This is a genomic window from Rhizobium sp. NXC14 (assembly GCF_002117485.1).
In the GTDB taxonomy this organism is placed as follows: domain Bacteria; phylum Pseudomonadota; class Alphaproteobacteria; order Rhizobiales; family Rhizobiaceae; genus Rhizobium.
Genome location: NZ_CP021031.1, coordinates 408,615 through 434,281 on the forward strand (window position 1 = coordinate 408,615; position 25,667 = coordinate 434,281).

Annotated in this window: 21 protein-coding genes and 2 pseudogenes; 5 read left to right on the top strand and 18 right to left on the bottom strand. The window is 61.2% G+C overall.

Annotated features, from left to right (window positions below):
• Positions 1 to 9 precede the first annotated feature (9 nt).
• The 3 genes and pseudogenes from NXC14_RS23775 to NXC14_RS23785 all read right to left on the bottom strand — a co-directional run.
• Positions 10 to 2,451: a S8 family peptidase gene (locus tag NXC14_RS23775; protein WP_245362189.1), complete on the bottom strand. Its 2,442-nt coding sequence runs from the start codon at positions 2,449 to 2,451 to the stop codon at positions 10 to 12.
• On the bottom strand, positions 2,357 to 3,439 hold the full coding sequence (locus NXC14_RS23780) for an ATP-binding protein (protein WP_085780504.1): 1,083 nt from the start codon (positions 3,437 to 3,439) through the stop codon (positions 2,357 to 2,359). Before NXC14_RS23780 ends, NXC14_RS23775 begins: the two co-directional genes overlap by 95 nt.
• Positions 3,440 to 4,334: 895 nt before the next feature.
• A pseudogene (locus NXC14_RS23785) lies at positions 4,335 to 4,943 on the bottom strand (leucine zipper domain-containing protein); the annotation flags it as partial.
• 506 nt (positions 4,944 to 5,449) lie between these two features.
• Between NXC14_RS23785 and NXC14_RS32670 the strand changes: the two are divergent.
• The 5 genes and pseudogenes from NXC14_RS32670 to NXC14_RS23805 all read left to right on the top strand — a co-directional run bounded on the left by NXC14_RS32670 (position 5,450) and on the right by NXC14_RS23805 (position 11,075).
• A complete protein-coding gene (locus NXC14_RS32670) occupies positions 5,450 to 5,599 on the top strand; it encodes a hypothetical protein (protein WP_157131490.1) in 150 nt (49 codons plus the stop codon).
• 222 nt (positions 5,600 to 5,821) lie between these two features.
• Positions 5,822 to 6,613 carry a calcium-binding protein gene (locus NXC14_RS23790; protein WP_245362190.1) on the top strand — a complete coding sequence of 264 codons (792 nt, stop codon included), beginning with the start codon at positions 5,822 to 5,824 and terminating at the stop codon, positions 6,611 to 6,613.
• Between the two features lie 672 nt (positions 6,614 to 7,285).
• On the top strand, positions 7,286 to 9,034 hold the full coding sequence (locus NXC14_RS23795) for a type I secretion system permease/ATPase (protein WP_085780505.1): 1,749 nt from the start codon (positions 7,286 to 7,288) through the stop codon (positions 9,032 to 9,034).
• Positions 9,031 to 10,347 (top strand): HlyD family type I secretion periplasmic adaptor subunit, encoded by a 1,317-nt coding sequence (locus tag NXC14_RS23800; protein WP_085780506.1) that lies wholly within the window; start codon positions 9,031 to 9,033, stop codon positions 10,345 to 10,347. The genes NXC14_RS23795 and NXC14_RS23800 overlap by 4 nt, the downstream gene beginning before the upstream one ends.
• A 53-nt stretch (positions 10,348 to 10,400) precedes the next feature.
• Positions 10,401 to 11,075, top strand: a pseudogene (locus tag NXC14_RS23805) (IS6 family transposase).
• Between the two features lie 734 nt (positions 11,076 to 11,809).
• On the opposite strand, the gene hypE reads toward NXC14_RS23805, so the two are convergent.
• From hypE to NXC14_RS23880, 15 genes are all read right to left on the bottom strand, one after another.
• A complete protein-coding gene (gene hypE / locus NXC14_RS23810; protein WP_085780507.1) occupies positions 11,810 to 12,862 on the bottom strand; it encodes a hydrogenase expression/formation protein HypE in 1,053 nt (350 codons plus the stop codon).
• Positions 12,859 to 14,016: a hydrogenase formation protein HypD gene (hypD, locus tag NXC14_RS23815; RefSeq protein ID WP_085780508.1), complete on the bottom strand. Its 1,158-nt coding sequence runs from the start codon at positions 14,014 to 14,016 to the stop codon at positions 12,859 to 12,861. Before hypD ends, hypE begins: the two co-directional genes overlap by 4 nt.
• Positions 14,013 to 14,240 carry a HypC/HybG/HupF family hydrogenase formation chaperone gene (locus NXC14_RS23820; RefSeq protein ID WP_085780509.1) on the bottom strand — a complete coding sequence of 76 codons (228 nt, stop codon included), beginning with the start codon at positions 14,238 to 14,240 and terminating at the stop codon, positions 14,013 to 14,015. The genes hypD and NXC14_RS23820 overlap by 4 nt, the downstream gene beginning before the upstream one ends.
• Positions 14,231 to 16,507: a carbamoyltransferase HypF gene (hypF, locus tag NXC14_RS23825; protein WP_085780510.1), complete on the bottom strand. Its 2,277-nt coding sequence runs from the start codon at positions 16,505 to 16,507 to the stop codon at positions 14,231 to 14,233. Before hypF ends, NXC14_RS23820 begins: the two co-directional genes overlap by 10 nt.
• A 4-nt stretch (positions 16,508 to 16,511) precedes the next feature.
• Positions 16,512 to 17,402, bottom strand: a complete 891-nt coding sequence (hypB, locus tag NXC14_RS23830) for a hydrogenase nickel incorporation protein HypB (RefSeq protein ID WP_085780511.1) — start codon at positions 17,400 to 17,402, stop codon at positions 16,512 to 16,514.
• Position 17,403: 1 nt separating this feature from the next.
• The gene (hypA, locus tag NXC14_RS23835) at positions 17,404 to 17,745 is read right to left on the bottom strand and encodes a hydrogenase maturation nickel metallochaperone HypA (protein ID WP_085780512.1); all 342 of its coding nucleotides are present in this window, start codon (positions 17,743 to 17,745) and stop codon (positions 17,404 to 17,406) included.
• Entirely contained in the window at positions 17,738 to 18,847 is a 1,110-nt protein-coding gene (locus NXC14_RS23840; RefSeq protein ID WP_085780513.1) for a nickel-dependent hydrogenase large subunit, read from the bottom strand. Before NXC14_RS23840 ends, hypA begins: the two co-directional genes overlap by 8 nt.
• Positions 18,844 to 19,572, bottom strand: coding sequence for a [NiFe]-hydrogenase assembly chaperone HybE (gene hybE, locus NXC14_RS23845; RefSeq protein ID WP_085780514.1), 729 nt, complete (start codon positions 19,570 to 19,572; stop codon positions 18,844 to 18,846). The genes NXC14_RS23840 and hybE overlap by 4 nt, the downstream gene beginning before the upstream one ends.
• The gene (locus tag NXC14_RS23850) at positions 19,569 to 20,417 is read right to left on the bottom strand and encodes a hydrogenase expression/formation protein (protein WP_085780515.1); all 849 of its coding nucleotides are present in this window, start codon (positions 20,415 to 20,417) and stop codon (positions 19,569 to 19,571) included. Before NXC14_RS23850 ends, hybE begins: the two co-directional genes overlap by 4 nt.
• Positions 20,414 to 20,863, bottom strand: coding sequence for a hydrogenase accessory protein (locus tag NXC14_RS23855; RefSeq protein WP_085780516.1), 450 nt, complete (start codon positions 20,861 to 20,863; stop codon positions 20,414 to 20,416). The genes NXC14_RS23850 and NXC14_RS23855 overlap by 4 nt, the downstream gene beginning before the upstream one ends.
• A 172-nt stretch (positions 20,864 to 21,035) precedes the next feature.
• Positions 21,036 to 21,332: a HypC/HybG/HupF family hydrogenase formation chaperone gene (locus tag NXC14_RS23860; protein ID WP_085780517.1), complete on the bottom strand. Its 297-nt coding sequence runs from the start codon at positions 21,330 to 21,332 to the stop codon at positions 21,036 to 21,038.
• Positions 21,333 to 21,410: 78 nt separating this feature from the next.
• Positions 21,411 to 22,013 carry a HyaD/HybD family hydrogenase maturation endopeptidase gene (locus NXC14_RS23865; protein WP_085780518.1) on the bottom strand — a complete coding sequence of 201 codons (603 nt, stop codon included), beginning with the start codon at positions 22,011 to 22,013 and terminating at the stop codon, positions 21,411 to 21,413.
• Entirely contained in the window at positions 22,014 to 22,736 is a 723-nt protein-coding gene (cybH, locus tag NXC14_RS23870) for a Ni/Fe-hydrogenase, b-type cytochrome subunit (protein ID WP_085780519.1), read from the bottom strand.
• Between the two features lie 11 nt (positions 22,737 to 22,747).
• On the bottom strand, positions 22,748 to 24,538 hold the full coding sequence (locus NXC14_RS23875; RefSeq protein ID WP_085780520.1) for a nickel-dependent hydrogenase large subunit: 1,791 nt from the start codon (positions 24,536 to 24,538) through the stop codon (positions 22,748 to 22,750).
• Positions 24,539 to 24,559: 21 nt separating this feature from the next.
• Positions 24,560 to 25,642 carry a hydrogenase small subunit gene (locus tag NXC14_RS23880; protein ID WP_198175543.1) on the bottom strand — a complete coding sequence of 361 codons (1,083 nt, stop codon included), beginning with the start codon at positions 25,640 to 25,642 and terminating at the stop codon, positions 24,560 to 24,562.
• Positions 25,643 to 25,667 lie beyond the last annotated feature (25 nt).

A 25,667-nucleotide genomic window follows, 5' to 3' on the forward strand; every position in this document is an offset into this window, starting at 1 on the left:
TGACAACCATCAGACAGCGATGACAGCGGGAGCCATGGCAGCGATCGCCCCTTGCACCTCGGCATAGAGCTCCGCCTCGACCGTTCCGGCGTCGAGCTCAACGACGAGCGCAAAACGGGCGACAAGATCTCGAGGATCGAGGATGCTCTGTGCCTTCCACCATCCTGTGACGGGATGGACCGCGATGAGGTTGCGACGCGCGAGATCGGAGGCTGCACAAGTAAGCTGGTCGATCTGCAGCGAACCGACGTCGCGACGGTTCGGGCCAAATTCCCAACCATCCGGCTCCTCGATGACTCCTTCATCCGATCGTTCGGCAATCTTGCTGATGCGTTGGATGAAGGCGCCGGCCTTTTCGTTCGCCCGGTTCAGTTTGAAGCGCAGATTGTGCGAGGCATAGCGATACTTCGATCCGCGCGCCGGTTCGGACGGATTGGGTGACATGAACGTACTGAGGCTGATGCGCAGCTTTACCTGAGCAGCACCGAGGCGGCGCAATTCCTTCACCGGCCATGGCAGCTCGAACAGCTTCAGCTCGTTATGGATGTGCTCGGCATTCTTCCTAGCACTCTTCTTATAGGGCTTAATCGTATCCTCTACGATCAGCGTGAGGGCGTTCGAGGCACTGCGCCTTGCCCGCTCCATATCCGGCACTCCATAACCATAACGCCTGAAGAGGATCCCGAGATCGGTCTTAGACGGCTGCGCTGGGACATGGCTGAGCATCTGGTTGGTCCACCGCGCAGACGATACGAAAATTGCCCGGACTGTTTCCGGCCAGAGCTCCGGATAGTCGGACCACAGTGCCGTGATGTCGCGTGAGGCGAGCGCTGTTGCAGCGCTTGTATCTCCGCAGGTGGTGAAGGCGCGCTGGGGATATTGATGATCGGTCGTGAGCGGTGCAAGAGCCGGATGTTTCATCGGCGGTGGCGCACCATGCAAGAACCAGTTCCCGCCCTCGTAAACGACGTCCGGCTTGAGCGGCCAGTAGGACTGCCAGCTTGCGGTTCGCGACGACGGCGCCAGATCACCCAGTGGCGCGACGCACGTACCCAGCTCGCCCGGCGGGAGCGTAACCTTCTGCGTATAGGCGCCGATGCAGAGCGCATTCCAGGCTTGCGCCGGTGACTCCAGCTCATTGTCGGGGTGATCGGAGACCGCAAGATAGTTGCCACCGGCAAACGCGTTCTGATCGCTGTTTCCAGCGGAGACGAGAAAGAGCCGCTGGCGTTGCTGCAATCCCGACGCGCCCGACGCCAACTGATCGATCTCGCTCGACCAGGACGTAGGCGCTCCATCGTGCGGCGTGTCGTCTTCTGTCGTGCTCGCCAGGCAGAAGGTCCGCCGGCGCTCGGCCACCGCTTCAGCGACATCGATACCCTTGCGGGTCACGGTTCCGAGCAGATGATGCGGATTGTGCCCGCCATCTGGGATGATCTTCGACGATTCCACCCGATGGTTGATCGTCATCGGCAAGGTGGTCTGCAGTGCCATGCTCAAGTCGCCGAAGAGCGCCAGACCAGCCAGTTGCGTCCCATGGCCAACCGTGTCGTTCACGTCCCAACCCGCTTCTGCCGCGTGCCTGTCGGCAGCCGCCAGGGCAGGCTGGATCAGGGGGTGGGCTCGGCTGACGCCGCGATCAAGCAGCGTGATGTAGTTTGGATCGGCATTGGCGGCGTAAGCCGTCCGCCCTACCAGATCCTCGACCCATTGGTGCTGCTCCTCGATCGGCATGGCGTCGAAATCGTCCGCCGTGCGGGTTGGTGTCGCAAGCGCTCTGACTCCACCGAGATTGCGGATGGCCGCCGCCAGTTCCACCGCCGTCGCGACCGCGATCACCACCAGATCTTCCGGGAATTCCAGCCTGTCCGTACCGACTGCAACATCATAGTCCGCAGCGCCTGCGAAGAAGTCGGATGCGAGCACCTTGTCAAGCCACACCTCCCAAGCCTTTTTGCCGGGCTGCGTCGGGAACCGGTCTTTGGGGCTGCGCCACAAGGCCCGAAGCCCGGCTTCGGAAATCGCGCTGATGCTTTGCACCAAATCGGCGTTTTTCGGCGGCTTGAAGCTTCCGTCCTCGTTGACGGGAAGATCGCCCCCGAAATCCTCGATCTTTTTTCGAAGCTTCTGCAGACCCTTCTCGGTCGCGAACACCGTTGCTTCAGGCGGTGCGCCAGCTTGCCTCTCGACTTTGAGGAGCGTCAGCCCGCTGGCATTCAAGCTCTTGGTGACCATCACCTCGTGCGGCCGGCCTTCGATCGCTAGATATACGCCCGGGAGGTTGTTCTCTGTGACGTCTGGAAGATGGTCGAGTGCCGCAAGCAGAGCTTGCGCGTGGGCTTCCCGGTGGTCGACGTCACTTGGATGTTTTGTCTTGCCGCCGGTTTTTGCCGCGAACGGGCGCGCTTTTCCGATTCCACTCAGCGTGAAGTGGCGCCGATCTCGAGTCATGCTTGTCTATTCCTATGCGTTGCAGCGAACGTCTCCGCTCGAGCGATGCCACCACATCTGACGTCGCGATGGTGCCCAAATCGAGAATAACGGCGCGACGAGCTGCGTCTTCGGCGGCCGCGATAACGTCGGCCGTCGATAGGCCGTCGGCGCTGCCGGCGATCTGGCCCCAATTGATCTCGCCCACATCAAAGCCATGCAGCCGGCGGCGCATCGCTTTCTCGATCGCCTCCTCGTCCGGCAAGTCGTAGGACAGAACCAGGTCGAAGCGACGCAGTACGGCGCGGTCGAGTAATTCGGGGAGGTTTGTCGTCGCGATGATGATCGAAGGCCCGGTGTCTTCGTCCAGGAACTGCAGGAACGAGTTCAGGACGCGTCTCGCCTCACCGATATCGTTCTCGTTGCCTCGGCTTGAGGCCAGTGCATCGATCTCATCGAACAGGTAGACGCCGCGCGTCGTCTTGATGGCGTCGAAGACCATGCGAAGCTTCTGCGCAGTCTCCCCCATGAATTTCGTGATCAGCCCGTGAAGGAGCACTGTGAAGAGCGGATAGCGCAGTTCTGCGGATAGAGCTGCCGCCGTTAAGGTCTTGCCGGTGCCAGGCGGACCAGCGAGAAGCACCCGCCGTCTCGGCCTAAGACCACGTTCTTCCAGCTTCTCGGCATGATGGATCTCGACGACAAGGTGCCTGAGCTCGTCTTCGATGACCGGGGGCACGATGACATCGGCCATGCGGGCTGTGGGATAGCTTGCGCCTAGGAAGCCGGAAAGCTCGCCGCGCGGTGCAGCAAGAGGCGTCAAATTAGGACGTTTCTGTTCCGGGGCGCTTGCGCCCGCTTCCGCCCACTGGCGAAGCTGTTCAGCAAGGCGGCCATGACCCTTCTGGGATTCCGCGGCAGCCAACTGCATCGCAAGGTCGTAGAAACGATCTTTGTCGCCTTCAGCATGGCTCTTCACGAGCCCGATGATCTGTTGTGCCGATGCCATGGTCTCACTCTAAGCGTGTTGCCTGGTTTAGGAAGTCCGATACGGTTATATAGGAGCTTTCTGAAGAGATTTACTTGCATGCTGTCCGACCCGGCTCGCCCGGACCTTACCATCAAGGAGAAGCCATAGACATAACGCTCCGCCCCGGCAGTTGTCGGCAAGCCTATATCAGCCGGGATCGGCTTACGCCACCCGTAAGCAAAGTAGGGGAAACGGACTGGATGAAGAGCTGGGTGTAGATCGTTCGAACCAATGCCTCTGATGCTCGACCACCGGTCTCTGGGAGCGAAATCGCCTTATGGCGGACCGACCTTTTGTCACAACGGGTTAACAGGAGGCAGGGGGAGGTAGACTCGTCAAATATCGGCATCCCGCGCTTTCAAGCTCACCGCGTAACGCGCGTCTAGTTTCGGTGACGATCTCCTTGAAGCCAATGGGATTGAATGGGCCGACGGTCTCTTCGGCCCAGGCCGATCAGGACAATCGCTTCTTTCTGATCCTCGAGCGAGGCGGCGGCGAAGGTGCGAAACTCCTGCTCGTTTGGCATGTCGCCCCTGGCCATCCGGTCGAGCATGGCCGGCAGGCGTCACGGGCAAACATCCGGGTCCTCGATAGTCCGTTGGCGGTCTTGCCACCAGGCGATGTATCGCCCTTATTTGCCTTCCATACTTTACCCGACGATATGGAAGCGTTCCTGGGCGCCCAGGAGGAATGGAGGACCAGCACCTGCCGAAGAAGGGCGCTATCAACAATGGGCCAGCCGGAATTACCCAAGAAGGCCGAGCGCGTCTATGGAAAGCCCGGAGGGCGATCAGACTGGGCTCTATCTTGACCCGGTACAGGCGGGGCAGCGAAGTCGTCCGAGCGATGCACGAGGCCGTACATCTCGCAGCTTGAGAAAGGCAACCGCGCTGTCCTTCTTTTCGTCTGGCGATATCTGCGAGAAGGCAATGCACGATGCGTCATCGATGGCGACGTGAACGTACTCCCAGCCGGCGCCCCAGCCTTTGCCTCTGCGCGAACTTTGGCGGGTGCGATCACCGGTGATGCGGTGGCCAACCTGGCTGAAGCGGCCAAGTTTCTTGATGTCGATATGGATCATTTCGCCAGGCCGCTCGCGCTCATAGCCTCGCACCGGTTCGGCCGGCTCGATATCCCTCAGCCGGGAAAGACCGGCGCGCTTGAGCACCCGGCTCACCGTTGCCGCCGACACGCCCGTCTGCTTGGCGATGTGCTTGCCTGTCAGCCGCTGTCGGCGCAACACTGCGATTTCGCCGGCAATGTCGGTCGCTGTGCGTCTGGGACTTCTCCTCGGCCGCGACGACCGGTCCGCCATGCCGGCGGTGCCATCCGCCAGAAAACGCGCCGTCCAACGAGCGACCACCTTCGACGTCACCCCATATATCCGCGCAGCATCGGCGTTGGAACAAGCGCCCTCAAGAACGGCGCGCGCCATCTCCTCTCGACGCCGTGGTGTCAAACGGGCATTCTTGTGAATGTTCATTCGGTCCTCCGAGAATCACTGAAGCTTTGACAACCTCAGCTTTCTCGACCAGGGCCGAATGGACAACCTCCTGAAAGCTCACATCTAGAGCGTCGAGAACCGCGTTCACACCTATCGTGCACCGCTAAATCCGATTTCCGTTTCCCCCACCGTTGGTCCCGCAGAAGGATCAATTCCGCCGCTGTGTAACAAACCAAGCTTGAAATTTCCAAGTTGGTTAAAAGCTGACAGGTTTATACCGAGCTCGTTCATGGCGCTCCGGGAGACCTCTGCTACGCGCACACACAGATTGACCTGCAAAGACCCAGCGACCACACGGCGTGGGCAATAACTTCAGCGGGAAAGCGATGTCGGCGATAGAGTGGATCACGGTCTGTCATGAGCCTTCATCGCACATCTAATTCCACATTCCGATAAGTTGACGATGCCGTTATCATTGTCGCTACGAGCAAGGGAACGCAGCGCGCGGCGGAAGGACTGCGCCAGGGGCACGTCCGGACAAGCTGGTGCTGACTTCCAAATTCCTGAGCAACGCATCGGTCCGACCGACAGCGTTGCCTGAGTTCACCGGCAAGGCCCTTGTCCGCGCGTTCGTGAAACAACGCGAGATCGCCGTAAAACCTTCTATTCGCGACAAGAGCCGACTCACGGCCTGACCAGCGACACAAATCGTGCCATCGTGACAAACACAATTTGAGAACCAGCCGTAGAATCGGACTGAACTTTTTTAATCGGTACCACGGGAGCCAACCTGGTTCTTGACATGGGCTTAATGATCCACAACGTCGATGCTTTGTATTCAAACAACCAATTTCACAGAGTGGGTGGTCGCGGTTATGTGTCGTCCCGCACAAACGTCGCAACTTTAGGAGCTTTGAATGAGCATGTATTCGAGCATGTATGTGGGAACAGAATCCAATGATACCATCAACGCAAGCAACGACGACGATATGATCTTTGGCAAAGGCGGCGATGACGAGATCGACGCTCGTGCGGGCGCCGACAGGGTGTTCAGTGGAGGGGGGGACGACTTTGTGATCGGTGGTGTGGGCAACGATCGAATCCATGGCGAAGACGGTAACGACTTTCTCTTCGGCGGGCGCGACGAAGGCCACATCAGTGGTCAGGACGACGACTTTATCGATGGTGGACGAGGCGATGACGAAATCTTAGTCGGGGACGGCAGGGATTCGTTGATGGGAGGCGAAGGCTCCGACGCGTTCATTTTCAAGTTCCACGATCCGACGCCGGGCACCCCAGAGCCGGGGTCACACGTTGGGGAGATCCCCGCACCGGTATCGACGATCCTAGATTTTAACAGTGCTCAAGATACCTTCCAATTCACGTCCGGATTTTTTAATTACGACGGGAATGGAGAAGACGCCCCCGTTGAGACCTTCTATAGCGGCAATGCATCGGGTGCGAGCGGTCAACGCATCGTGGTAATCACAGACAAGAGTTTCGCCAGCGCGTCTGACGCAAGGGGTGCGATATCCGGAGGGCACGACGGCGACATCATCGTCTACCACAACGCCAAAACTGACACCGCCGATCTAGCGTATGTTTCTTCGCCTGAACAAGTGAATGTCTTCGCCCACTTGTCGGAAGTACATAGCGTCTCAGACCTGGCTAACATGCACCTTGCCGCCTCCGACTTCATGTTTGTCTGATCGCAGGAGGCTTGGCCCGTTCGCGTCAAGCCTCCAAAGAGACTTTCGATGACGACGTATACTGGACCTAATGGCGAGGGTGAATGTACCTAAGCCGGGCGCCGACTTGCTCGAATGGGCCTAATCGCATCACTTCGACGCCAGTCAGAACGGTTGGTTTCCCATCATCAGTGGGCCGGCAGAGCCCGGCTTCCAGCCCATCGCCGACACCGTCGCGAGTTCAGAGCCCTCATTAGACTGGTGGCATCTCTGAGTGACTTAGATGGTTTAAGGAACCGGCAGCCTTCGCTGCCGGTTCCGACGCCATGTGCCTTTGTCTTTGTCGAGCGGCGGCACGTTTTGTGTTTCCGCAGATGCAGTCGGCATGTTGATTGAGTTCATCCCGCGTCTTTCTCTTGTGTAGGGGATCGGCCGGTCGCTGAGGTCGTGCGGTCAGATATTGCACAGACTTCGGCGAGGCTTCCACGTCTCGTGGCTCTGTTGGATTGACTAGAGTCCGCAAGGGCAGTGTGGCGTCAAATTGCGCACCTCGTGGTGCCTTTAGTTGGAACTTAAAAAGGCGAACACAAGCCGAGCCTTCTCGTGCTCTGGCGCAGGCAATGGCGTTGCTTTTTTTGCCGCCGAAAAACGCGGTTAGGCTAAGTGCGCCGGTTATCTCGTGGAGAGACATTAATGATAGTCTTTGCAGCAACATTGAGCAGCAGGAGCGCCAATCCCGCCTCCGCGCTGAGCGGCTGCCGGACGGCCTTCATCGGCATCGGCATCGCGAGTACACTTGTCAACATTCTCTATCTCACCGGCTCCTTCTTCATGCTCGAGGTCTATGATCGGGTGCTGCCGAGCCGGAGCATTCCTTCGCTCATCGCCCTCTGTCTGCTCGCACTGCTGCTCTATGGATTTCAGGGGGTGTTCGACCTGATCCGCGGCCGCATGCTCGTGCGTATCGCTGGCGCGCTCGACGAAAGCCTCAGCGGGCGCATCTATCGCGCGCTCGTCAAGGCACCGCTGAAGCTCAAGATGGAAGGTGACGGCCTCCAGGGAATACGCGATTTGGATCAGGTACGGTCATTCCTTTCAGGCATCGGACCGGCTGCCTTCTTCGACTTGCCATGGCTTCCTTTTTATGTCGTCATATGCTTCCTGTTTCACCCGGTCATCGGCATGGTCGCCGTCGCCGGCGGGATGATCCTGACGCTTCTCACCTATCTCACCAATCGTGGCACCCAGGTGCCCGCCAAGAAGGCGGCCGAAGCCGGCGGATACCGCAACGCCTTTGCGCAAGCGTCGCAGCGCAATGCAGAGGTCGTTCAGGCCATGGGTATGTCGGGGCGCATGACCGAGCGCTGGGAGCGCCGCAATGCCGAATATCGTGACGAAAACCGCCGTACCTCCGATATCGGTAACGGCTATGGTGCGATGTCAAAGGTGTTCCGTATGGCGTTGCAATCGGGCGTGCTCGCAGCCGGTGCGGTCCTGGTGATCGAGGGACAGGCGTCGCCAGGCATCATCATCGCCGGCTCCATCCTAACTGCGCGAGCGCTTGCTCCGGTGGAACTCGCGATTGGTAATTGGCGCGGTCTCGTCTCGGCGCGCCAGAGCTGGCAGCGCCTCAAGGACTTGCTGAAAGCCCTGCCTGAGACGGAAACGTCCCTGGCACTGCCGAGCCCGCAAGAGCGTCTCAGCGTCGAGGCCCTGGGAAGCGGGCCACCGGCGGCGCAGCGCCTCGCCGTCATTGACGTGACCTTCACCATACGAGCGGGCAGCGCCCTTGGCGTCATAGGCCCGAGCGCATCGGGAAAATCGTCGCTGGCCCGCGCCATCATCGGTATCTGGCCCGCCTATCGCGGCTCCGTCCGGCTCGACGGCGCAGCACTCGACCAATGGGATAGCGTTGCTCTCGGCAAGCATATCGGCTACCTGCCTCAGGATGTCGAGCTGTTCGCCGGAACCGTTGCCGAGAACATCTCTCGCTTTGACCCGGACGCTACCTCCGAGGGGATCGTCGCCGCCGCCAAGGCTGCCCGGGTCCATGATTTGATCCTGCGTCTGCCGAACGGCTACGATACCGAGATCGGCGAGGGCGGCATGGCACTTTCCGCCGGCCAGCGCCAGCGCGTCGCGCTGGCCCGGGCGCTTTATGGCGATCCCTTCCTGGTCGTCCTGGACGAGCCGAACTCCAACCTCGATGCAGAGGGCGAACAGGCGCTGAGCGAAGCAATCATGAATGTGCGTACGCGCGGCGGCATTGTTGTCGTCGTCGCCCATCGCCCGAGCGCGCTTGCCAGCGTCGACTTTGTCTTGACGATGCATGAGGCCCGCATGCAGGCCTTCGGCCCGAAGGAAGAAGTCCTTTGCCTGCTGCGCCAGCAGCAGAGGCCTGCCCCGCTGAAGATCGTTGAAGGCCAGGAAACGAAGCAATGAACGGCCGTATGCAGCAGACATCGAGTTCGCGCCGTTCGCTTTCACGCTACATGATCGGCGTTTCCGTACTTGCGCTTGCGCTGGTCGGAGGCGTCGGCGGCTGGGCGGCGACAACGGAGCTGTCTAGCGCCGTGGTCGCCGGCGGCGTCGTCGTCGTCGACGACAACGTCAAGAAGATCCAGCACCTGACCGGCGGCATCGTCGGCGAACTCCTCGTCAAGGAAGGCGATCGTGTCAAAGCCGGACAGGTTCTGATCCGTCTCGACGGCACCACTGGACGCGCCAATCTCGCAATCGTTGAAAGCACCCTCGCGCAGCTCTATGCCCGCCACGCCCGGCTCCAGGCGGAGCGCATCGGTGCTGCCTCCTTCTCAGTCGATAAGGATCTCGACCAGTTCATCTCCGGCGCGGCAGCGTCGAAGTTCATCGAAGGCGAGCAGAAGCTTTTCGCAAGCCGCAACGCGGCGCTTGCCGGCATGAAAAGCCAGCTCGGATCGAGGAAGGCGCAGCTCGCTGACGAGATCGAAGGCCTTACGGTGCAGGCGAAGGCAAACGAGGATGGGCTCAAGCTGATCGAGGAAGAGCTGACTCGCGTCGGTTCGCTCTATAGCCGCGGACTCGTGCCGGTCCAGCAGGTTACGACGCTGAAGCGCCAGCGCGCGGAGCTCGAAGGCGAGCGGGGACAGCAAGTCGCTGCACGCGCCGCGGCCCGTGGAAAGTTGAGCGAAATCGACCTGCAAATTCTACAGCTCGATGAGGACCGGCGCACGGAGATTTCCAAGGACCTAACTGAGGCCGAGGCGAAGATCGCCGAATATGAGGAGCGCCGCACGGCCGCAATGGATCAGTTGCGCCGTCTCGACATCACGGCGCCGCTTCCCGGGCGCGTCTACCAGCTCGCTGTCCACACCATCAACGGCGTCGTCATGGCAGGGGAAACGCTGATGCTCGTCGTACCTGAGGCAGATGAGCTGACCGTGGAAGCCCGCGTAAACACTCGCGACATCGACCAGATCCGCGTTGGTCAGGCAGTCGAAATCCGCTTCAGCGCCTTCAACCAGCGCACCACGCCTGAGGTCGAGGCAGAGGTCACGACGGTCGCTCCTGATCTCGTGAGTGATCAGCGCACAGGAGCCACCTATTATCCGCTGCGGATCCGCCCCAAGCCAGAAAGTCTTGCCAAGCTCAAGGGCCTCTCACTCTACCCTGGAATGCCCGCCGAGGTCTTCCTCAAGATTGCCGACCGTACCGTCATCTCCTATCTGACGAAGCCGCTCACCGACCAGATGCGGCATGCGTTCCGGGAGGATTGAATCGCGCATCGTCAACTTAACGGAATGTGGAATTCGATGCGCGATGAAGGCTCATGACAGACCGTGATCCACTCTATCGCCGACATCGCTTTCCCGCTGAAGTTATTGCCCACGCCGTGTGGCTCTATTTCCGTTTCCCGCTGAGCCTGCGAGTGGTCGAGGACTCGCTGGCTGCCCCCTGGGATCATTGTCTCGCACCAGACCGTCCGGCTGCGGGCGGAGAAATTCGGCCGCACCGTTGCCAACGAGATCCGTCGTCGATCATCCGGTCGACTTGGGGACAAGTGGCATCTCGGTGAAGCCGTTGTTTCAATCCGCGGCAAGAAGCATTGGCTGGCGCGCGGTTGATCAGGACGGTTTCGTCTTGGAGGTTCTCGTACAAAGCCGCCGAATGCAAAGGCCGCCAAGCGCCTGATGGGTCAGGGACGGTCGCCGCGTGCGATGATCACCGACAAGCTGCAGTCCTACGGCGCGGCAAAGCGAGAGATCATGCGGGTAGAGCATCGCTCCCACAAAGGGATGAATAATCGGGCGGAGAATTCACACCAACCAGTCCGGCGGCGAGAGCGGATCATGAAGCGCTTCAAGTCACATCTACAACGCTTCGTCTCCATCCATGATCCGATCGCCAACCGATTTCAAATCCCGCGCCACGACATCTCCTCGGCCACCAACGCGAACTGCGCACGGCGGCGATGAGCCTGTGGGCCAAAATTGCCCGATCATGAGAGATATCTGCGGATGGCGTCTTTCGCTGGTCTTTCATCCGTTAAGTTTACGATGCCATCCGGGGCATTCTCCGCGGCTTCGGTCTCCAGGTAGAGCCGACGACACGGCGCACTGATCCGCTGGTCGATTGAAGGTCATCCAACTTTGGAGGCGATCGCCGCGTCGCGGTCCTGCGGCAGGTGGCTGGTTGTGCGCGTGACAATGCGGGCGCCATATTGACAAGCTCCGCATGTTACTGTGCCTGCCGATCGTCCGGTGCGGTCTTCGCTAAATTGGTCAGCGGTTTATTAAGTCACGGCCTACATTCGATCGCTACTTCGCCCTCCCCCTCTGTCCCCGGGACCGTCAGAGGCCATTCCTTGGAAACATTGACGTGGCTTCGCCCGGAGGGCGTCCTCTCAGCAAATGGGAAATCACGAGCCAGAACCGTCAGCTTTTACCACGAGACTACCCGCTTCGGCACCGGCCGCCCCTTGACTGAAACCGCAATGCCAGCCTTGCACCGTCGATACTTGCCGTGGCCGCTCATGAGAGCCGGCCGGACCGTTTCAAGCCCGTCTCGACCATTGAAATTCTGGACGGCCTGATGCGGGAAGGCTTCATGCCGTTCGGTTCAAAGCAGTCGTCATGACGTGGAACCCTCTCGAGGCTGCGTATCCGGCCCGATTGACATGCAATCGCCCGGAGAGCGAGTTGGAAGCTGTAGCAGAGGAGCCGGACACGTATCGCGTGCTCAGCAGATCCTTGGCAGTTGTTCACCTGACAACCAGTCGACGATCCGGTTGCCTCCGAAAGAGGTGGCCATTTGCACAAAGCAATTCTCGTCAGCCACGACGTGGCCGATCAGTGCCGCCTCCAGACCTAAGGGATGCGCGCGCATCGCCGACAGCACCGCTTGCGCGCCCTCGCGCGCGACGACGGCGACGAGCTTGCCCTCATTGGCGACGTTTAGCGGATCGAGGCCCAAAAATTCGCAAGCCGCTACGACCTCCGGCTTGAGCGGAATTGCCTCCTCGTCGATGCGAAAGCCAGCCTTCGACTGGCTGGCGATCTCGTTCAGGGTCGCGGCGATGCCGCCACGCGTTGGATCCCGCATCAGCCGGATATGCCTCCCGCCCGCCGCGACCATCTCGGCCACGAGCCCGTGCAGCGCTGCACTGTCGGAGACGATATGCGTATCGAATTCCAGGTTCTCGCGCTTCGACATCACGGCGACACCGTGGTCTCCGATCGAGCCGGAGAGGATGACCGCGTCGCTGGGCCGGGCCGCATCGGAACGAAAATCGAGCCCATCGGGCACCGTGCCGACACCGGCAGTCGATATGAACACGCCATCTGCCTTACCGCGCTCGACCACCTTGGTATCGCCAGTGATGATCAGCACGCCTGCCTCGCGCGACGCCGCGCCCATGCTGGCGGCAATACGCTCTAGATCTGCGAGCGGAAAGCCCTCTTCGATGATGAAACTCGCCGACAGATAGAGCGGCACGGCACCGGCCATGGCGATATCGTTGATCGTGCCGTGCACGGCGAGCGTGCCGATATTCCCGCCCGGAAAGAAGAGCGGCGAGACCACATAGCCGTCCGTTGTCATGACCATCCGCCCGCCCGGCACAGAAAACGCCGACTGATCGTTGCCGGCGCGCAGCCAGTCATTGTCGAAGGCCTTCAGGAAAATCCCCTTGATCAGCTGACCCATGGCGCGGCCACCGGCGCCATGGGAGAGATCGATATGGCCATTGGCGATGTCGAGCACTGGCCCGTGAGCCTTGATCATCATGTTCATGCGGCTGCCCTCCCCGCACCCGCCTGCCGCGCCTTTTCGCGGAAGCGGCCATAGGTCCAGTGCGCCGCACAGGCTCCTTCCGACGACACCATGCAGGAGCCCGTTGGCGTGTCCGGCGTGCAGACTATGCCGAAGAGCCTGCAATCTGCCGGTTGCTTGACGCCGCGCAGGATAGCGCCACATTCGCAGGCCGAATTGTCCTTCGCGTTCGGGATCACCATCGCGAAGCGCTTTTCCGCGTCATAGCTTGCATATTGCGGCCTGAGCCTGAGCGCGCCATAGGGCACTTCGCCGAGCCCGCGCCATTCGAAGCTCTCACGAAGTTCGAAGAAATTTCCGATTTCGGCCTGAGCCTTTTCGTTCCCGAACGGGGTCACCGCCCGGATATACTGGTTTTCCACCTCATGGCGGCCATCATTGACCTGGCGCACGAGCATCAGGATCGCCTGGATGACGTCGAGGGGTTCGAAGCCCGCCACGACCACCGGCTTCTGGAAACCCTCCGCGACGAATTCATAAGGCCTGGTGCCGATCACGGCAGAAACGTGGGCCGGCCCGATAAAGCCATCGATCTTGATCGTGCCGAGCTTGCGGATGTCGGGGCTCTCCAGGACGTTCTGGATGGCCGGCGGCGTCAGCACGTGATTACAGAAGATCGAGAAATTGCCAAGGCCGTTTGCGATCGCCGCCTTGAGCGCCAGCGCCGTCGGCGGTGTCGTGGTCTCGAAGCCGATGGCGAAGAACACAACCTCACGTTCCGGCTCGGCCTGCGCGATCTGGAGCGCGTCGAGCGTCGAATAGACCATGCGGATGTCGGCGCCGGCCGCCTTGGTCTTAAGCAGGCTCGATCCATTCGAGCCCGGCACCCGCATCACGTCGCCATAGGTGCAGAGCGTTATCTCGGGCCGCATGGCAAGCGCGATCGCCGCATCGATGCGGCCGATCGGCAGTACGCAGACGGGGCAGCCGGGCCCATGGATCATCGTCACATTCGGCGGCAGCAGGTCCTCGAGGCCGTAGCGGGAAATGGCATGGGTGTGGCCGCCACAGAACTCCATCAAATGATAGGAGCGTGCGGGATCGGCACGGGCGGCGATCTGCCGGGCAACGTCCCTGGCGAGCCTGCCATCGCGGTATTCGTCGATATATTTCATGGCGCATCTCCTATGGCCGCTTGGCGGATCAGGGCCAGCGTCCTCTCCGCCTCATTGCGGTCGATCCTGGCGAGCGCATAGCCGACATGAAGCACGACGTAGTCGCCGGCCTCGATGTCATCGACGAGCGCCGTCGAGACGATTTTCGAGACGCCGTCGAGCGTGACCTTCGCCATGCCGCCGGGCAGTACTTCCTTGACCTGGACCGGTATGGCTAGGCACATGTCAGGCTCTCTCCGCTGAATGCATTTTCATTCATGACGACATGCCGTGCATAGGCCACCTGCCCGAGGGCGATGCCACCGTCATTGGCAGGTGCAAGACGCGGCAGATAGGCCTCGAGACCTCGCGCGCGAAGCGCCTGCAAAAGACCGGCCGCAAGCACCCGGTTCACCATGCACCCTCCGCTAAGCGCGATCTGTCGGCTGCCGACCCGGGCTGCGCCGCCGGCCGCCCAGTCGGCAAGACCCGCAATGAGCGTGCCGTGAAACAGATCGGCAGCTTCGGTGCCGCCAAGACCCTGTTCGGCAAGGCAGCGGATGAGCGGCAGGAAGTCAAGTTTGCCATTGGTGATCGAGTATCCGTCAGGAAGGCACTGCGGCGTGTGGACCAGCGCCTCAAACTCCATCGCGGTCTGCCCCTCGTAACCTTGGGTCAGGCCGATGCCCGCTATCGCTGCCGCGCCGTCGAAGAGGCGGCCGAGACTGGTGGTGCCGGATGGCCGCATGCCGCGGTCGAACATTGTCGTAAGTTGCACCACGCCTGGATGGTCTGGCCAGAGCCGCGGCACGAGGTCAATGCGTCCGGCTGCCCGAAGCGCCGCGACGGCCATGCGCCAAGGTTCGCGCGCCGCACGGTCACCGCCGGGCAGTGGCAAAGGGACGAGCGATCCCGCGCGAAGCCAGCAATGGCCGTGGAGCGCCAGCATCTCGCCGCCCCAGCCCGTCCCGTCGCTGCCGAAGCCGTGGCCGTCCAGCGCAAGTCCGAGCACCGGCCCTCGAAGGCGATGCTCGGCCGTCACTGCCGCGACATGGGCAAGATGATGCTGGACCGGCACGACGGGCAGGCTCAAGCCCTCCGCCATCCGGACTGAGCGGAAGTCCGGATGGCAGTCACAGGCGGCGTATTCCGGCTTGACGTCGAGGGTCGAACAGAGATGACTGATCACCTCACGTTGGAAACGGATCGCTTCGGCATTGTCGAGGCCGCCGACATGCTGGGAGAGAAATGCCTCGCGGCCGCGCGTGACGCAGACGGTGTTCTTGAGATCTGCGCCGGTCCCGATCACCGATGGGCCGTCCGCACCGAGATCGATAGGCTCCGGCACGAAACCGCGAGCGCGGCGGATGAACGCGGGCACGCCGTCGATCACCTGCATGATGGAATCGTCTGCACGGATGGTGATGTCACGGTCGTGGGTGACGATCAGATCGGCAATCTCGCCGAGGCGGCGCTCGGCATCGGCATTGTCAGCGATCAGCGGCTCTTCGCTCGGATTGGCGCTCGTCGCAACCAACGCCGGGGGACCGTGCGATGCGGGCGTCACAAGTGCGTCGAACAGCAGGTGATGGACCGGGGCATAGGCGAGCATGATGCCGATCCGGGCGAGATTGGGCGCGATGAGATCGAAGGATTGGCCAGCCAGCGGCTCAACCAGAACGATCGGAGCGGCGGCTGACATCAGCAACGCTTCTTCGGTTGCAGTAAGCCGGGCGAGCCGACGTGCTGCTTCGATGTCGCGCACCATAACGGCGAAAGGCTTCTGGTGGCGCGACTTGCGCAACCGGAGAAGACCGATTGCAGCATTGTTGCGGGCATCGCAGAGCAAATGGAACCCGCCAATGCCCTTGAGCGCAACGATCTTGCCGCTTGCGAGCCTGGCTGCCACTTCGGCCACCGGATGGCTGAGCTTCGGGCCGCAATCGGAACAGGCAACCGGTTCGGCATGGAAGCGCCGGTTCTCAGGATCGACATAGTCGGCCGCGCAGGCGCGACACATCAGAAAGGACGCCATCGATGTCTTTGCCCGATCATAGGGCAGCGTGCGGGTAATGGTGAGGCGCGGGCCGCAATGGGTACAGTTGACGAAGGGATAGCCGAAGAAGCGACTTGCCGGATCCCTCAATTCCCGGCTGCATTCGTCGCAGGTCGCGGCGTCGGCGCCGATCCTGGTCGCAGTCGCGCCGCCCAGACTCTTGAGGATCTCGAACAGCGCGCCGCCGGTCGGCACGAGTTCCACTACATCGATCGAGTCGATGCGGGCGAGCGGCGGTGCCTGGGTCCTGATTGCCTGGGCAAAGCCGTTCACATCCGCACCCTCGATCTCAACCAAGACGCCGGCGCCGTCGTTCAACACGAAGCCGGTAAGCCCCATTTCCCGAGCGAGCCGGTAAGCGAAAGGTCGGAAGCCGACGCCCTGCACGGTGCCACGCACTCGCAGCCTCAGCCGTCGGACGGACTTTTCGATCTGTCGTGTGAGCGCCGGCGCCATTGGTTCACGCCACCTTCGCCCGCGCGGCCCAGCGGGCGGCGGCTGCTTCGAGCCAGGCGTAGAACGCCTCGATGCCCTCGCCCGTAAGGGCTGAGACAGTGAGCGTCAGAAGACTCGGATTGACGCGCAGCGCGTTGGCGATGCAGAGCCCGACGTTGAAATCGAGATACGGCAGAAGATCGGCCTTGTTGATGATCATCAGGTCGGCGGCAGCAAACATGTCCGGATATTTGAGCGGCTTGTCCTCGCCCTCGGTGACCGAGAGCACCACGACCTTGTGTGCCTCGCCGAGATCGAAGGCGGCGGGACAGACGAGATTGCCGACATTTTCGATGAACAGTGCCGAGCCTGGCTCCGGCATGAGATCCTCTACTGCGTGACCGACCATGTGGGCGTCGAGATGGCAGCCCTTACCGGTGTTGATCTGGATCGCCTTGGCGCCGGTCTCGCGGATTCGGGCCGCGTCGTTCGACGTCTGCTGATCGCCCTCGATAACCGAGATCACGAGGCGTTCCTTCATGTCGCTGATTGTCCGGACCAGAATGCTGGTCTTACCCGAACCAGGGCTGGAGACGAAGTTCAGCGCGAAGATGCGCTGATGTTCCAGGTAGCGCCTGTTCTCCTCGGCGTAGGCGTCGTTTTTACACAGGATGTCGTTTTCGACCTGGATGATCCGTTCCCGGCTCATGCCAGGCACATGCACCCCAGCGATGCCGCGGCCGCAATGGATATTACCGCCATCGCCGTGATGGTGATCGCACTCACCGCCGTAACGATGGGCGTGATGGTGCTCGTGGTCATGGCTATGCCCATCGGCATCCCTATTGCTAAGGCTGCCTTTTTCCTGCTTGCGACCTTCGATCGCCGACGTCGCGCAGCCGCATACTGTGCACATATCAGATCACCTCCATATCCTTGATTTTCAATTCGTCGCCTGCCGTCATCTGGACGCGATGCCGGCCGCAGTCAGGGCAGGCGCCGAACCGCTTTTCCAGTTTCACTGTCTTGCCGCAATCGACGCACCAGCCCTCGCCCTCCACACGGTTGATTTCCAGTGCTGCGCCATCGGCGATCGTGCCACGCCGAACAGCCTCGTAGCAGAAGAGCAGCGCTTCCGGGTCGACATGGCTGAGAACGCCGATGTCGAGGCGCACCGACGTGACCCGCATCACGCCATTCTGCCGCGCAGTTTCGCAGACGATCTCGATGACGCTTTCCATCAATGACATTTCATGCATGCGCGTCCTCCCGGACATCGATCTTGTAGGCCAGGCAGGGATCGAAGAGCGCAACGAGCCGCGAGACCGACCGGACGGCCGCCTCGTCTAGTCCGATCCGCGACGAGACAAGGGTATCGACGAAAGGCCCGGCAGGATGAAAATTCCATTCCGTCGGGGCAATGATGCGATAGGCCGTAAGCCGGCCATCGGCACCGATCTCGGCCTGGTGATAGAGGCGCCCCCGGGCGCACTCCACCGCGCCATAGCCGCCGCGGGCCGCCGGGCCGCCCCGGGCGAGCGAGGCCCAGTCGTATTCGCCTGTCCGTGCAAGCGTGATGAGTTGCCAGAGGCAGGACCGGATATCTCTGATCCGGACGAGGAGGCGATCCACGAGATGAGAAGCAGCCCCGGAGGGCTCTGCCGCCAGTCGAGCATAAGCGCCGGTCTCGGCGACGCGGTTGAAAAGATATGGCTGAGCCGCATAATCTGGCTCGTCGCAAAGCCGGGCCATCACTTCGGCGTCGTCCCGGGCAGTCAGTGGGTCGGGTGAACGGCCAGTGAACATCTGATCGGCGGCCGCCTCCCGCATGATCGCCTCGCATACCGTTCCAGGCAGGGGAGTGCTGCCGTCTTGCGCAACGCCGAGGCCGGACGCCGCCGCCTGCAGCCGCGCGGCCGCCGCCGCCAGATTAGCCCGCCCGATCGTGCCGTCCTTAGCCTCGGCGATGACGGCCCGAGAGGCAGCGAGCGCGTCGCGCAGGTGCTTGCCGGCTGCGGTCGCGAGCGACATCGGCAGCGGCGACGGCCATTGGAGTACGAGTGCACGCAGGGCCTCGAAGATCCGTTCCGCGAGCACGCCGGCGCTGGCGCCTGCTTGCTCGTCCGCGTCCATCGACAGGTCGGCGGCGTTAAGGACGGCGAGGCGCGACGCGATCGATTGCGCAAACCCGCAAAGCGTGAACACCTGGCCGGCAAGCGCCGGGACCCTATCGGTCTGCTGTCCGATGAACATTCGCGTCACCCCGTGCGGGCGGCTTGCCTTCACCGCAACGGAAGAGACAACGGCGCGCGCAACTGTCACGTCGATGCTGATCGCGCCTGCGCCGACAAAGACCGTCATTCCGATGCCTCCTCGCGCCTGCGGAAGCGGCCGCGCAACAGGTCGCGCCGGTTGACCGGTGTGGGCTCAGCGGTTGGCGGCTCCAGCGTGATCGGATCGAAGAAAGTGCGAACGATCTCCTCCGCGGTTTCCAGCGCCGCTTCCATCGTAGCGAATTCGAAAACCGGCGAAAACAGCGAGCAAGAGTCGATCCGGCCGATCGCATCGAGTTCGCCCGTAATGAATTCGGCTTCGCCCGCCGGGAGACGGAAACACAACGTGGTGCCGATGTCGGCGGGGACGGCCGGCTTACCGTCGGGCAGATCGGCCGCAACGAGATTCATGAACCAGGGCGTGGTCATGATGCCGAAGGCGCGCCCGCCGTAGGATTGGAAGCCGGTCGCGGCAACGCCGAGTGCGGGATTGCAGATTGGCATGTCGGCCATCGCTGACGCATGGATCTGCCGATAGCGCGCCTCCAACCTCCGGCCAAGGGCCATGGCTGGATCAACGGAGGTCCGTTCGGCGACCTTAGAGCCATCGCCGAGCCTCATGAACTTCGCTTTCAGCGCGTCGCAGTTGGGACATCGCCAATTCTCCGGCAGGCCCGCGAACGGCTTTCCCGGCGGGATCTGCCAGATTTCGTCGCCCTTTTCTGGGTCATAGACGTCCCAGCAGATGCCGCACTCCATCCGGTTGTCGTCGGACACTGTCTCGCACGTGCCGAAACTCTCGAAGGCGCTCATTTGAAGTAAGCCTCCTCGATATCGCGCAGCCGCGCCGCGGAGTCGCGAAAGTCCTCCTCGGCGGCAATGGCGCCCGAGGGTATGTCACAGATCTCCAACGTGTCGAGAATGATCGTATCCATGGCGTTGTAGAACTGCACCGACCAGACATTGCGCGCGCCGGTCGCCACGATGCGGCAGGTGCCGTAACCGCGTGAGGTCAGCCGCACCGGCCCCGCCCCCAGCGTCTCCTGCAGGAAGGTCATGTCCTCGGGGCTCATCGGAAGGAGCGAGAAGGTAATGACGTGAGCCGGATCGCCGCCGCGATAGTGTGCAACCCGATCGGCGACCTCGGCCAGCACGGGCATGACGTTCATGGCACCGGCGGGCGCAGGCCTATGGCTGATCGAAGTCGGCATTCCCGAACAGGCCTCGCGCAAAGCGCCCGGAATGCTCGCCACCTCGATATAGTCGCCTATCAGCCTGCCGTCGTCATTGGTGAGGCAGATGCGCCACACGCCCGCCATCACAGCTTCTTTCATTTCGGCGCTGATGCCGTTCGAAAGCGCCGCTATTCCAGTGACCTCGCCCTCGCCAAGGGTTTGAGTGATCAGTTCCTTGTCGTCATCGGGTAAATCGGTGATGTCGAACAGCCGGCCGGGCTGATCGAACTTCTGGGTTTCGAGCGCATCGACGATCTCCGGCAGGAGCATCGCCGTCCGCGCACATCGTCGGATCGTCTCCTCGGCGCTGCTGGTGGCGAGGAAATCGACCCCACGGGCGCGAAGCGGCGGCGCGGCGCCGATTGGCATCATCGTCATTGCCTCATCTTCGCCTTCCGGCGACACCCACAAACCGGCCTTCATCGCTTGATCTCCCTGCCTGGACGGACGATCCCGGCTTTTGGTCCGCCTGGAGCGACCATCACTGGTGCGTCGGGCGACAGCCAGACGCTGATCTTCTCGATGTATTCGGACCAGTCGCAGATCTTGCCGAGCACGCCGACGGGGTGCTCTCGCCGGGTTACGACAAGGCTTGGCATGGCGACAACGTTGAAGCGAGACTTGAGCTTCTCTCCGGCCGCGCGACCGATCACCGCGCCGCGCAGGCGGCCACTGAAAGCCTGCAGAAGTTGGGGGAGGACGACAGCGACATCGTCAGCCTGGGGCCGCTGCTTCGGATCGCCGGTAAAAAACAGCACCGCGTTGGCCGGTTCACCTGACGCCGGGATCAGGAAGGCATCGATGTTCGTCTCGTCGACGACAGGCAGGTGCGCCTGCTCGCTAAGCGCATGGACCAGGGCAGATTGCATTATCTCCTCCACAAATTGGCATGCAGAACATTTCAAGGGTTGGTCTGCAAAGCGCGTGCCAAAATCTGCGGAAGGCTTTAATTCCTTTGATCTCGAAAGGAATTTTTGGCCTCTGCTGCAATATGCGCGACACCGAGATGGGCAAGCCAACTTCCAGCTTGGAAGTGATTTTTCACCCGTCACGCAGATGCAACGGCAGTTCCGGCTCGCGGGAGAGCAAGTCGGCGAAATGGCTCTCGAAAGCGCGGCCCTCTACCGCCTCCGCGATGCCGGAAAGTGCATCGTCGATGGTGCGTGCCTCCTCGGCATCGAGCACACGAACCGCAGAGCCGAGATGGGTTAAGACATGGGTTCCTGGCGGCTGCGCGCCAACCAGCATGAGTGAGATCGGCGATATAAAGCCATGGCGTTCGCACTGCGCCATGAATTCGCTTCCGCCGACGACGCGCATGGGAATGCCGATGCACATGGTGATCGCCCCTTCATCCGGATTTCACTGAAATGGGAGCGGTTATCGCGGTCCTGTCGCATTTCATGGGCATTCCTCTCAGGAGGTCGGCGCAGCTACTTCGGGGCGGCGTTCGTAGTTTTCCAGGTCGATATCGTTTTCGAGGAGTGGCGGAACCACCGAGCCCTCGGGGCGAGCCGAAACTGCGACGCCCCAGCGCTTCAAGATCTCCACCGCCGTCTTGACGGCTGCCGGTATTGCGGCCTTGACCGGCGCGGTGAGTGGACCGCCCCAGTCCTCAAGGTCGAGAGGCTGGCAGCCGATCAGGATCAGCCGCTTCGGGTAGTGTCCCATGAGATCGGCTGCGCTCAGCACCTCCTGGAAGCCGGTCTGATGGAGGCTCATCTTCTTGCTACCGATGAATTTCGGCACTTCGTCGTCTTCCAACACCTTCATCGTGCCCGGCTTCAGGGCGTAATCGATCGCGTCAAAGACGATGAGCCGCTCATGCTCGTTGACGAATTGCACGAGGTAAAGGCCTTGGGTGCCGCCATCGAGGATGGTGACATTGTCTGGCACCTCATAGGCTTTGTGAAAAGCCTCGACCGCGCGCACGCCGAAGCCTTCGTCGGCCCAGAGGATGTTGCCTATGCCCAGCACCAGAATGCGCGCCGGCGATGCAGGTACAGATGGGATGTCCATTCAGTCCTCGGTCTCCTCAAACAGCCGCTCCCCCGAAACCATCGAGGAGATGATGCTCTGCCGGCTCAAAATGTCCTCGCGCACCGCCACGTAGATGTGGACCATGACGAAGACCAGGATCACCCACATGCCAAGGTGGTGGTAGGTGTGGACGTCCTGGCTGTTCGGCCGGATCGAGAACACCCAGCCGAACAGCTGATACCCCCAACTGTCGGGGCCCGCACTCTCGCTATAGAGTGCAAAGCCCGTGATCATCGTGAAGAAGAGCGGCAGGGTGAACATGAAGAACATGGTGAACTGCGCCAGCGGATTGTGTCCCATATGCTTCTTGGGCTGCGGCGCCAGGAAAGTGTACCAGCAAACCTCGTGCAGCCACTCTTTCCAGAAGTGGCCGCTCCAGACAGGCACGTGGAAGATCTGCCGGGCTTGGACATTGCCGACGAAGGCCCAGTAGATCCTGAGGATCAGGAACACGGCGAGGAGCTGCCCCGATGCGAAGTGGATAAAGCGCACAGAGCTCATCAGGCCATAGGCGCTTACTTCGCCAGACACCGAGGGCAACGGCGAGCCTATGAAGTAGCCGGTCAGCGCGAGCGACAGGATCGAGAACGCACTGACCCAGTGCCAAATGCGCACAGGCGCCTCGTAGACGTAGACCCTCTGGCGTTCGAGGACCTTTTTGCCATGCGCGTCGCCGGCGGCAAGAGTTACATGAGCCGTCATGACCGCACCGTTCACCTGACCTGAACCTTGGCCATTTCCTGCCCCTCCGCGCTCATGACATGCGTCGAGCAGGCCAGGCACGGATCGAAGGAATGGAGGGTTCTAAGGATTTCCAGAGGTTGGGCCGGATTGGACATCGGCGTACCAATGAGCGAAGCCTCGAAGGCGCCCAAATTGCCGGCCGGATCGCGCGGGCTGCCGTTCCAGGTCGTTGGAACCACGCACTGATAGTTGTCGATCTTGCCGTCCTTGATCTTGATCCAGTGCGCGAGAGCGCCGCGCGGTGCTTCAGTGAAGCCGACCCCCTTGACCTCCTGCGGCCACGTCTCCGGCTTCCATTTGTCGACATTGGCGGCGGAGGAGTCGCCGGCTTTGATGTTGGCGATCAGCTTTTTCTGGAAATAACGCATCTGGTGGCCAGCCCAGCTCGAATCGAGTGCACGCGCCGCCGTGCGGCCAAGCGTAGAGAACAACGCCGAGAGTGGCAGACCGAGATCCTTGAGCACTTTTTCGACTGGATCCTTGAACTCCGCCCTGTTTTGGGCAAAGCCTACCACCCAGCGAGCCAGAGGTCCGACCTCCATTGCGTTGCCGCGCCAGCGTGGCGCCTTGATCCACGAATATTTTGCGCCTTCGTCGAGCTGCAGGATATTTGTCTTGGTGCCCTTTGCGTTAGGGCCCAACTCGAAGTGTGGTTCGGTGATGCCATCCCAGGGATGGAGGCCCTTCGTCTCGTCGGGATATTTGTACCAGGAATGGGTGACGAATTCCTGTATCTGCTCGGGATCGGTGTGATCGACTGGCAGCACTTCGGCGAGATTGCCATTGATGATCGCGCCGCGCGGCAGCTTGAGGTTCGCCTCCGAATAGTCATTGGCGTGTTCCGGAATGTCGCCATAGGCCAGCACGTTCTTGGCCGAAATTCCGCCGCCGTAAAGCCAGTTCTTGTAAAACGAGCCGATGGCCATGATGTCTGGAACATAGACCTTGTCGTTGAACTCGATGATCTGGTCGATGATCGAGGTGACCATGTTCAGCCGTTCCATGTTGATCGCCCCGACAGCGCCGGTACCGTCGATATTGATTGGGCAGGGCACGCCGCCAACCAGCCAGTTAGGGTGGGGATTCTTGCCGCCGAAGATCGTATGGATCTTGACGATGTCTTTCTGGAAGTCGAGAGCCTCAAGATAGTGCGCCACGGTCATGAGATTGGCTTCCGGCGGCAGCTTGTAGGAAGCATTGCCCCAATAGCCGTTCTTGAACGGTCCGAGTTGGCCGGACTCCAGGAATTTCTTAAGCCGGGCCTGGATGTCTTTGAAATAGCCCAGCGACGAGAGTGGCCAGTCGGATATCGATTGCGCCAGCGTCGAGGTCGCCCTCGGATCAGCTGAGAGCGCCGAAACCACGTCCACCCAATCGAGCGCATGGAGATGGTAGAAATGTACGATATGGTCATGCACCTGGAGTGCAAGTTGCATAAGGTTGCGGATCGAATTGGCATTGTCCGGGATAGTTATGCCGAGCGCATTCTCCACCGCGCGCACTGATGTCAGCGCATGAGTGCCGGTGCAAACGCCGCAGATGCGCTCGGTAAAGGCCCATGCGTCGCGTGGGTCACGGTTCTTCAGGATGACCTCGATGCCGCGCCACATTGTGCCGGTAGAAACGGCGTTTCGGATCACATTGTTCTCGTCGACATTGACCTCGACCCGCATGTGACCTTCGATGCGGGTAACCGGATCGATGATGATGCGTTTGCCGGAATTGGCGAGCGGGAGGCCCTTCGGAGTTTGTATCGTCATGATAGAGTTCCTGCCCAGGTTCTATGCGTCGGATTTTTCGCGCTTGCTGGTTACCCGCTTGACAGCGGTTATTGCGGCATGCGCAGCAACCGCGCCGCCGACGATCCCAACTGCAGTCATCCCGACCTTGTCAGCGTTGGCCTCGATGCCGAACTGGCGAATGTCCGTCAACCGGTCGTGGAAGCTGCCATTGTCCCAAAAGCCCTCTTCAGAGCAGCCGATGCAGCCATGGCCCGACTGGATTGGGAAGGAGACGCCCTCGTTCCAGCGCATGCTGGAGCAGGCATTGAAGGTCGTCGGGCCCTTGCAGCCCATCTTGTAGAGACAGTAGCCCTTGCGGGCGCCCTCGTCGTCCCATTCCTCGACGAACTGGCCGGCGTCGAAATGCGAGCGACGATAGCACTTGTCGTGGATGCGTTGCGAATAGAACATCTTCGGCCGGCGCTGCCGGTCGAGCTCGGGCAGCTTGCCAAAAGTTGTGATGAAGGTCACGATGCCCGTCATCACCTCGGCGATCGGTGGACAGCCAGGGACCTTTATGATCGGCTTGTCGAGGATGACTTTGTCGATCGGCGTCGCCTGGGTCGGGTTCGGGTTGGCCGCCTGCACGCATCCCCAGGAGGCACAGGTGCCCCAGGCGATGATCGCCATCGCGTCCTCGGCCATCCATCTCAGCTTTTCGACGAAGGGTCTGCCGCCGTCGATGCAGAACATGCCGTCTTCGTTGAGCGGGGGATTTCCCTCGACGGCCAGAATGTACTTACCCCTGTATTTCTCCTTGGTCTCCTGCAGGATCGCTTCGGCCTGATGGCCGGCAGCAGCCATGATCGTGTCATCATAGTCGAGCGAGATCATCGACAACACGACATCCTTCACAAGCGGATGGGCCGAGCGGATGAAGCTTTCCGAACAGCACGTGCATTCGAGCCCGTGCATCCAGATGACGGGCACGCGCTCCTTGGTCTCGAGCGCCTCTGCCATGGCGATCGCTCCACCGGGGCCGAAGCCGAGGCTCCCCGCCGTCAGGCTGCAGAACTTGGTAAAACTACGCCGCGTAATCCCCTGGTGTCGTATAATTTCATAAAAGGTTTTAGCTGTTGCCATGATGCTCCTCCAGCAATTCCATCCC

Bases quoted from the DNA above. Each gene is read 5' to 3' on its own strand.
- NXC14_RS23775 (WP_245362189.1), bottom strand. From the start codon at position 2,451: ATGACTCGAGATCGGCGCCACTTCACGCTGAGTGGAATCGGAAAAGCG.
- NXC14_RS23780 (WP_085780504.1), bottom strand. From the start codon at position 3,439: ATGGCATCGGCACAACAGATCATCGGGCTCGTGAAGAGCCATGCTGAA.
- NXC14_RS23790 (WP_245362190.1), top strand. From the start codon at position 5,822: ATGAGCATGTATTCGAGCATGTATGTGGGAACAGAATCCAATGATACC.
- NXC14_RS23795 (WP_085780505.1), top strand. From the start codon at position 7,286: ATGATAGTCTTTGCAGCAACATTGAGCAGCAGGAGCGCCAATCCCGCC.
- NXC14_RS23800 (WP_085780506.1), top strand. From the start codon at position 9,031: ATGAACGGCCGTATGCAGCAGACATCGAGTTCGCGCCGTTCGCTTTCA.
- hypE (WP_085780507.1), bottom strand. From the start codon at position 12,862: ATGAACATGATGATCAAGGCTCACGGGCCAGTGCTCGACATCGCCAAT.
- hypD (WP_085780508.1), bottom strand. From the start codon at position 14,016: ATGAAATATATCGACGAATACCGCGATGGCAGGCTCGCCAGGGACGTT.
- NXC14_RS23820 (WP_085780509.1), bottom strand. From the start codon at position 14,240: ATGTGCCTAGCCATACCGGTCCAGGTCAAGGAAGTACTGCCCGGCGGC.
- hypF (WP_085780510.1), bottom strand. From the start codon at position 16,507: ATGGCGCCGGCGCTCACACGACAGATCGAAAAGTCCGTCCGACGGCTG.
- hypB (WP_085780511.1), bottom strand. From the start codon at position 17,402: ATGTGCACAGTATGCGGCTGCGCGACGTCGGCGATCGAAGGTCGCAAG.
- hypA (WP_085780512.1), bottom strand. From the start codon at position 17,745: ATGCATGAAATGTCATTGATGGAAAGCGTCATCGAGATCGTCTGCGAA.
- NXC14_RS23840 (WP_085780513.1), bottom strand. From the start codon at position 18,847: ATGACGGTCTTTGTCGGCGCAGGCGCGATCAGCATCGACGTGACAGTT.
- hybE (WP_085780514.1), bottom strand. From the start codon at position 19,572: ATGAGCGCCTTCGAGAGTTTCGGCACGTGCGAGACAGTGTCCGACGAC.
- NXC14_RS23850 (WP_085780515.1), bottom strand. From the start codon at position 20,417: ATGAAGGCCGGTTTGTGGGTGTCGCCGGAAGGCGAAGATGAGGCAATG.
- NXC14_RS23855 (WP_085780516.1), bottom strand. From the start codon at position 20,863: ATGCAATCTGCCCTGGTCCATGCGCTTAGCGAGCAGGCGCACCTGCCT.
- NXC14_RS23860 (WP_085780517.1), bottom strand. From the start codon at position 21,332: ATGTGCATCGGCATTCCCATGCGCGTCGTCGGCGGAAGCGAATTCATG.
- NXC14_RS23865 (WP_085780518.1), bottom strand. From the start codon at position 22,013: ATGGACATCCCATCTGTACCTGCATCGCCGGCGCGCATTCTGGTGCTG.
- cybH (WP_085780519.1), bottom strand. From the start codon at position 22,736: ATGACGGCTCATGTAACTCTTGCCGCCGGCGACGCGCATGGCAAAAAG.
- NXC14_RS23875 (WP_085780520.1), bottom strand. From the start codon at position 24,538: ATGACGATACAAACTCCGAAGGGCCTCCCGCTCGCCAATTCCGGCAAA.
- NXC14_RS23880 (WP_198175543.1), bottom strand. From the start codon at position 25,642: ATGGCAACAGCTAAAACCTTTTATGAAATTATACGACACCAGGGGATT.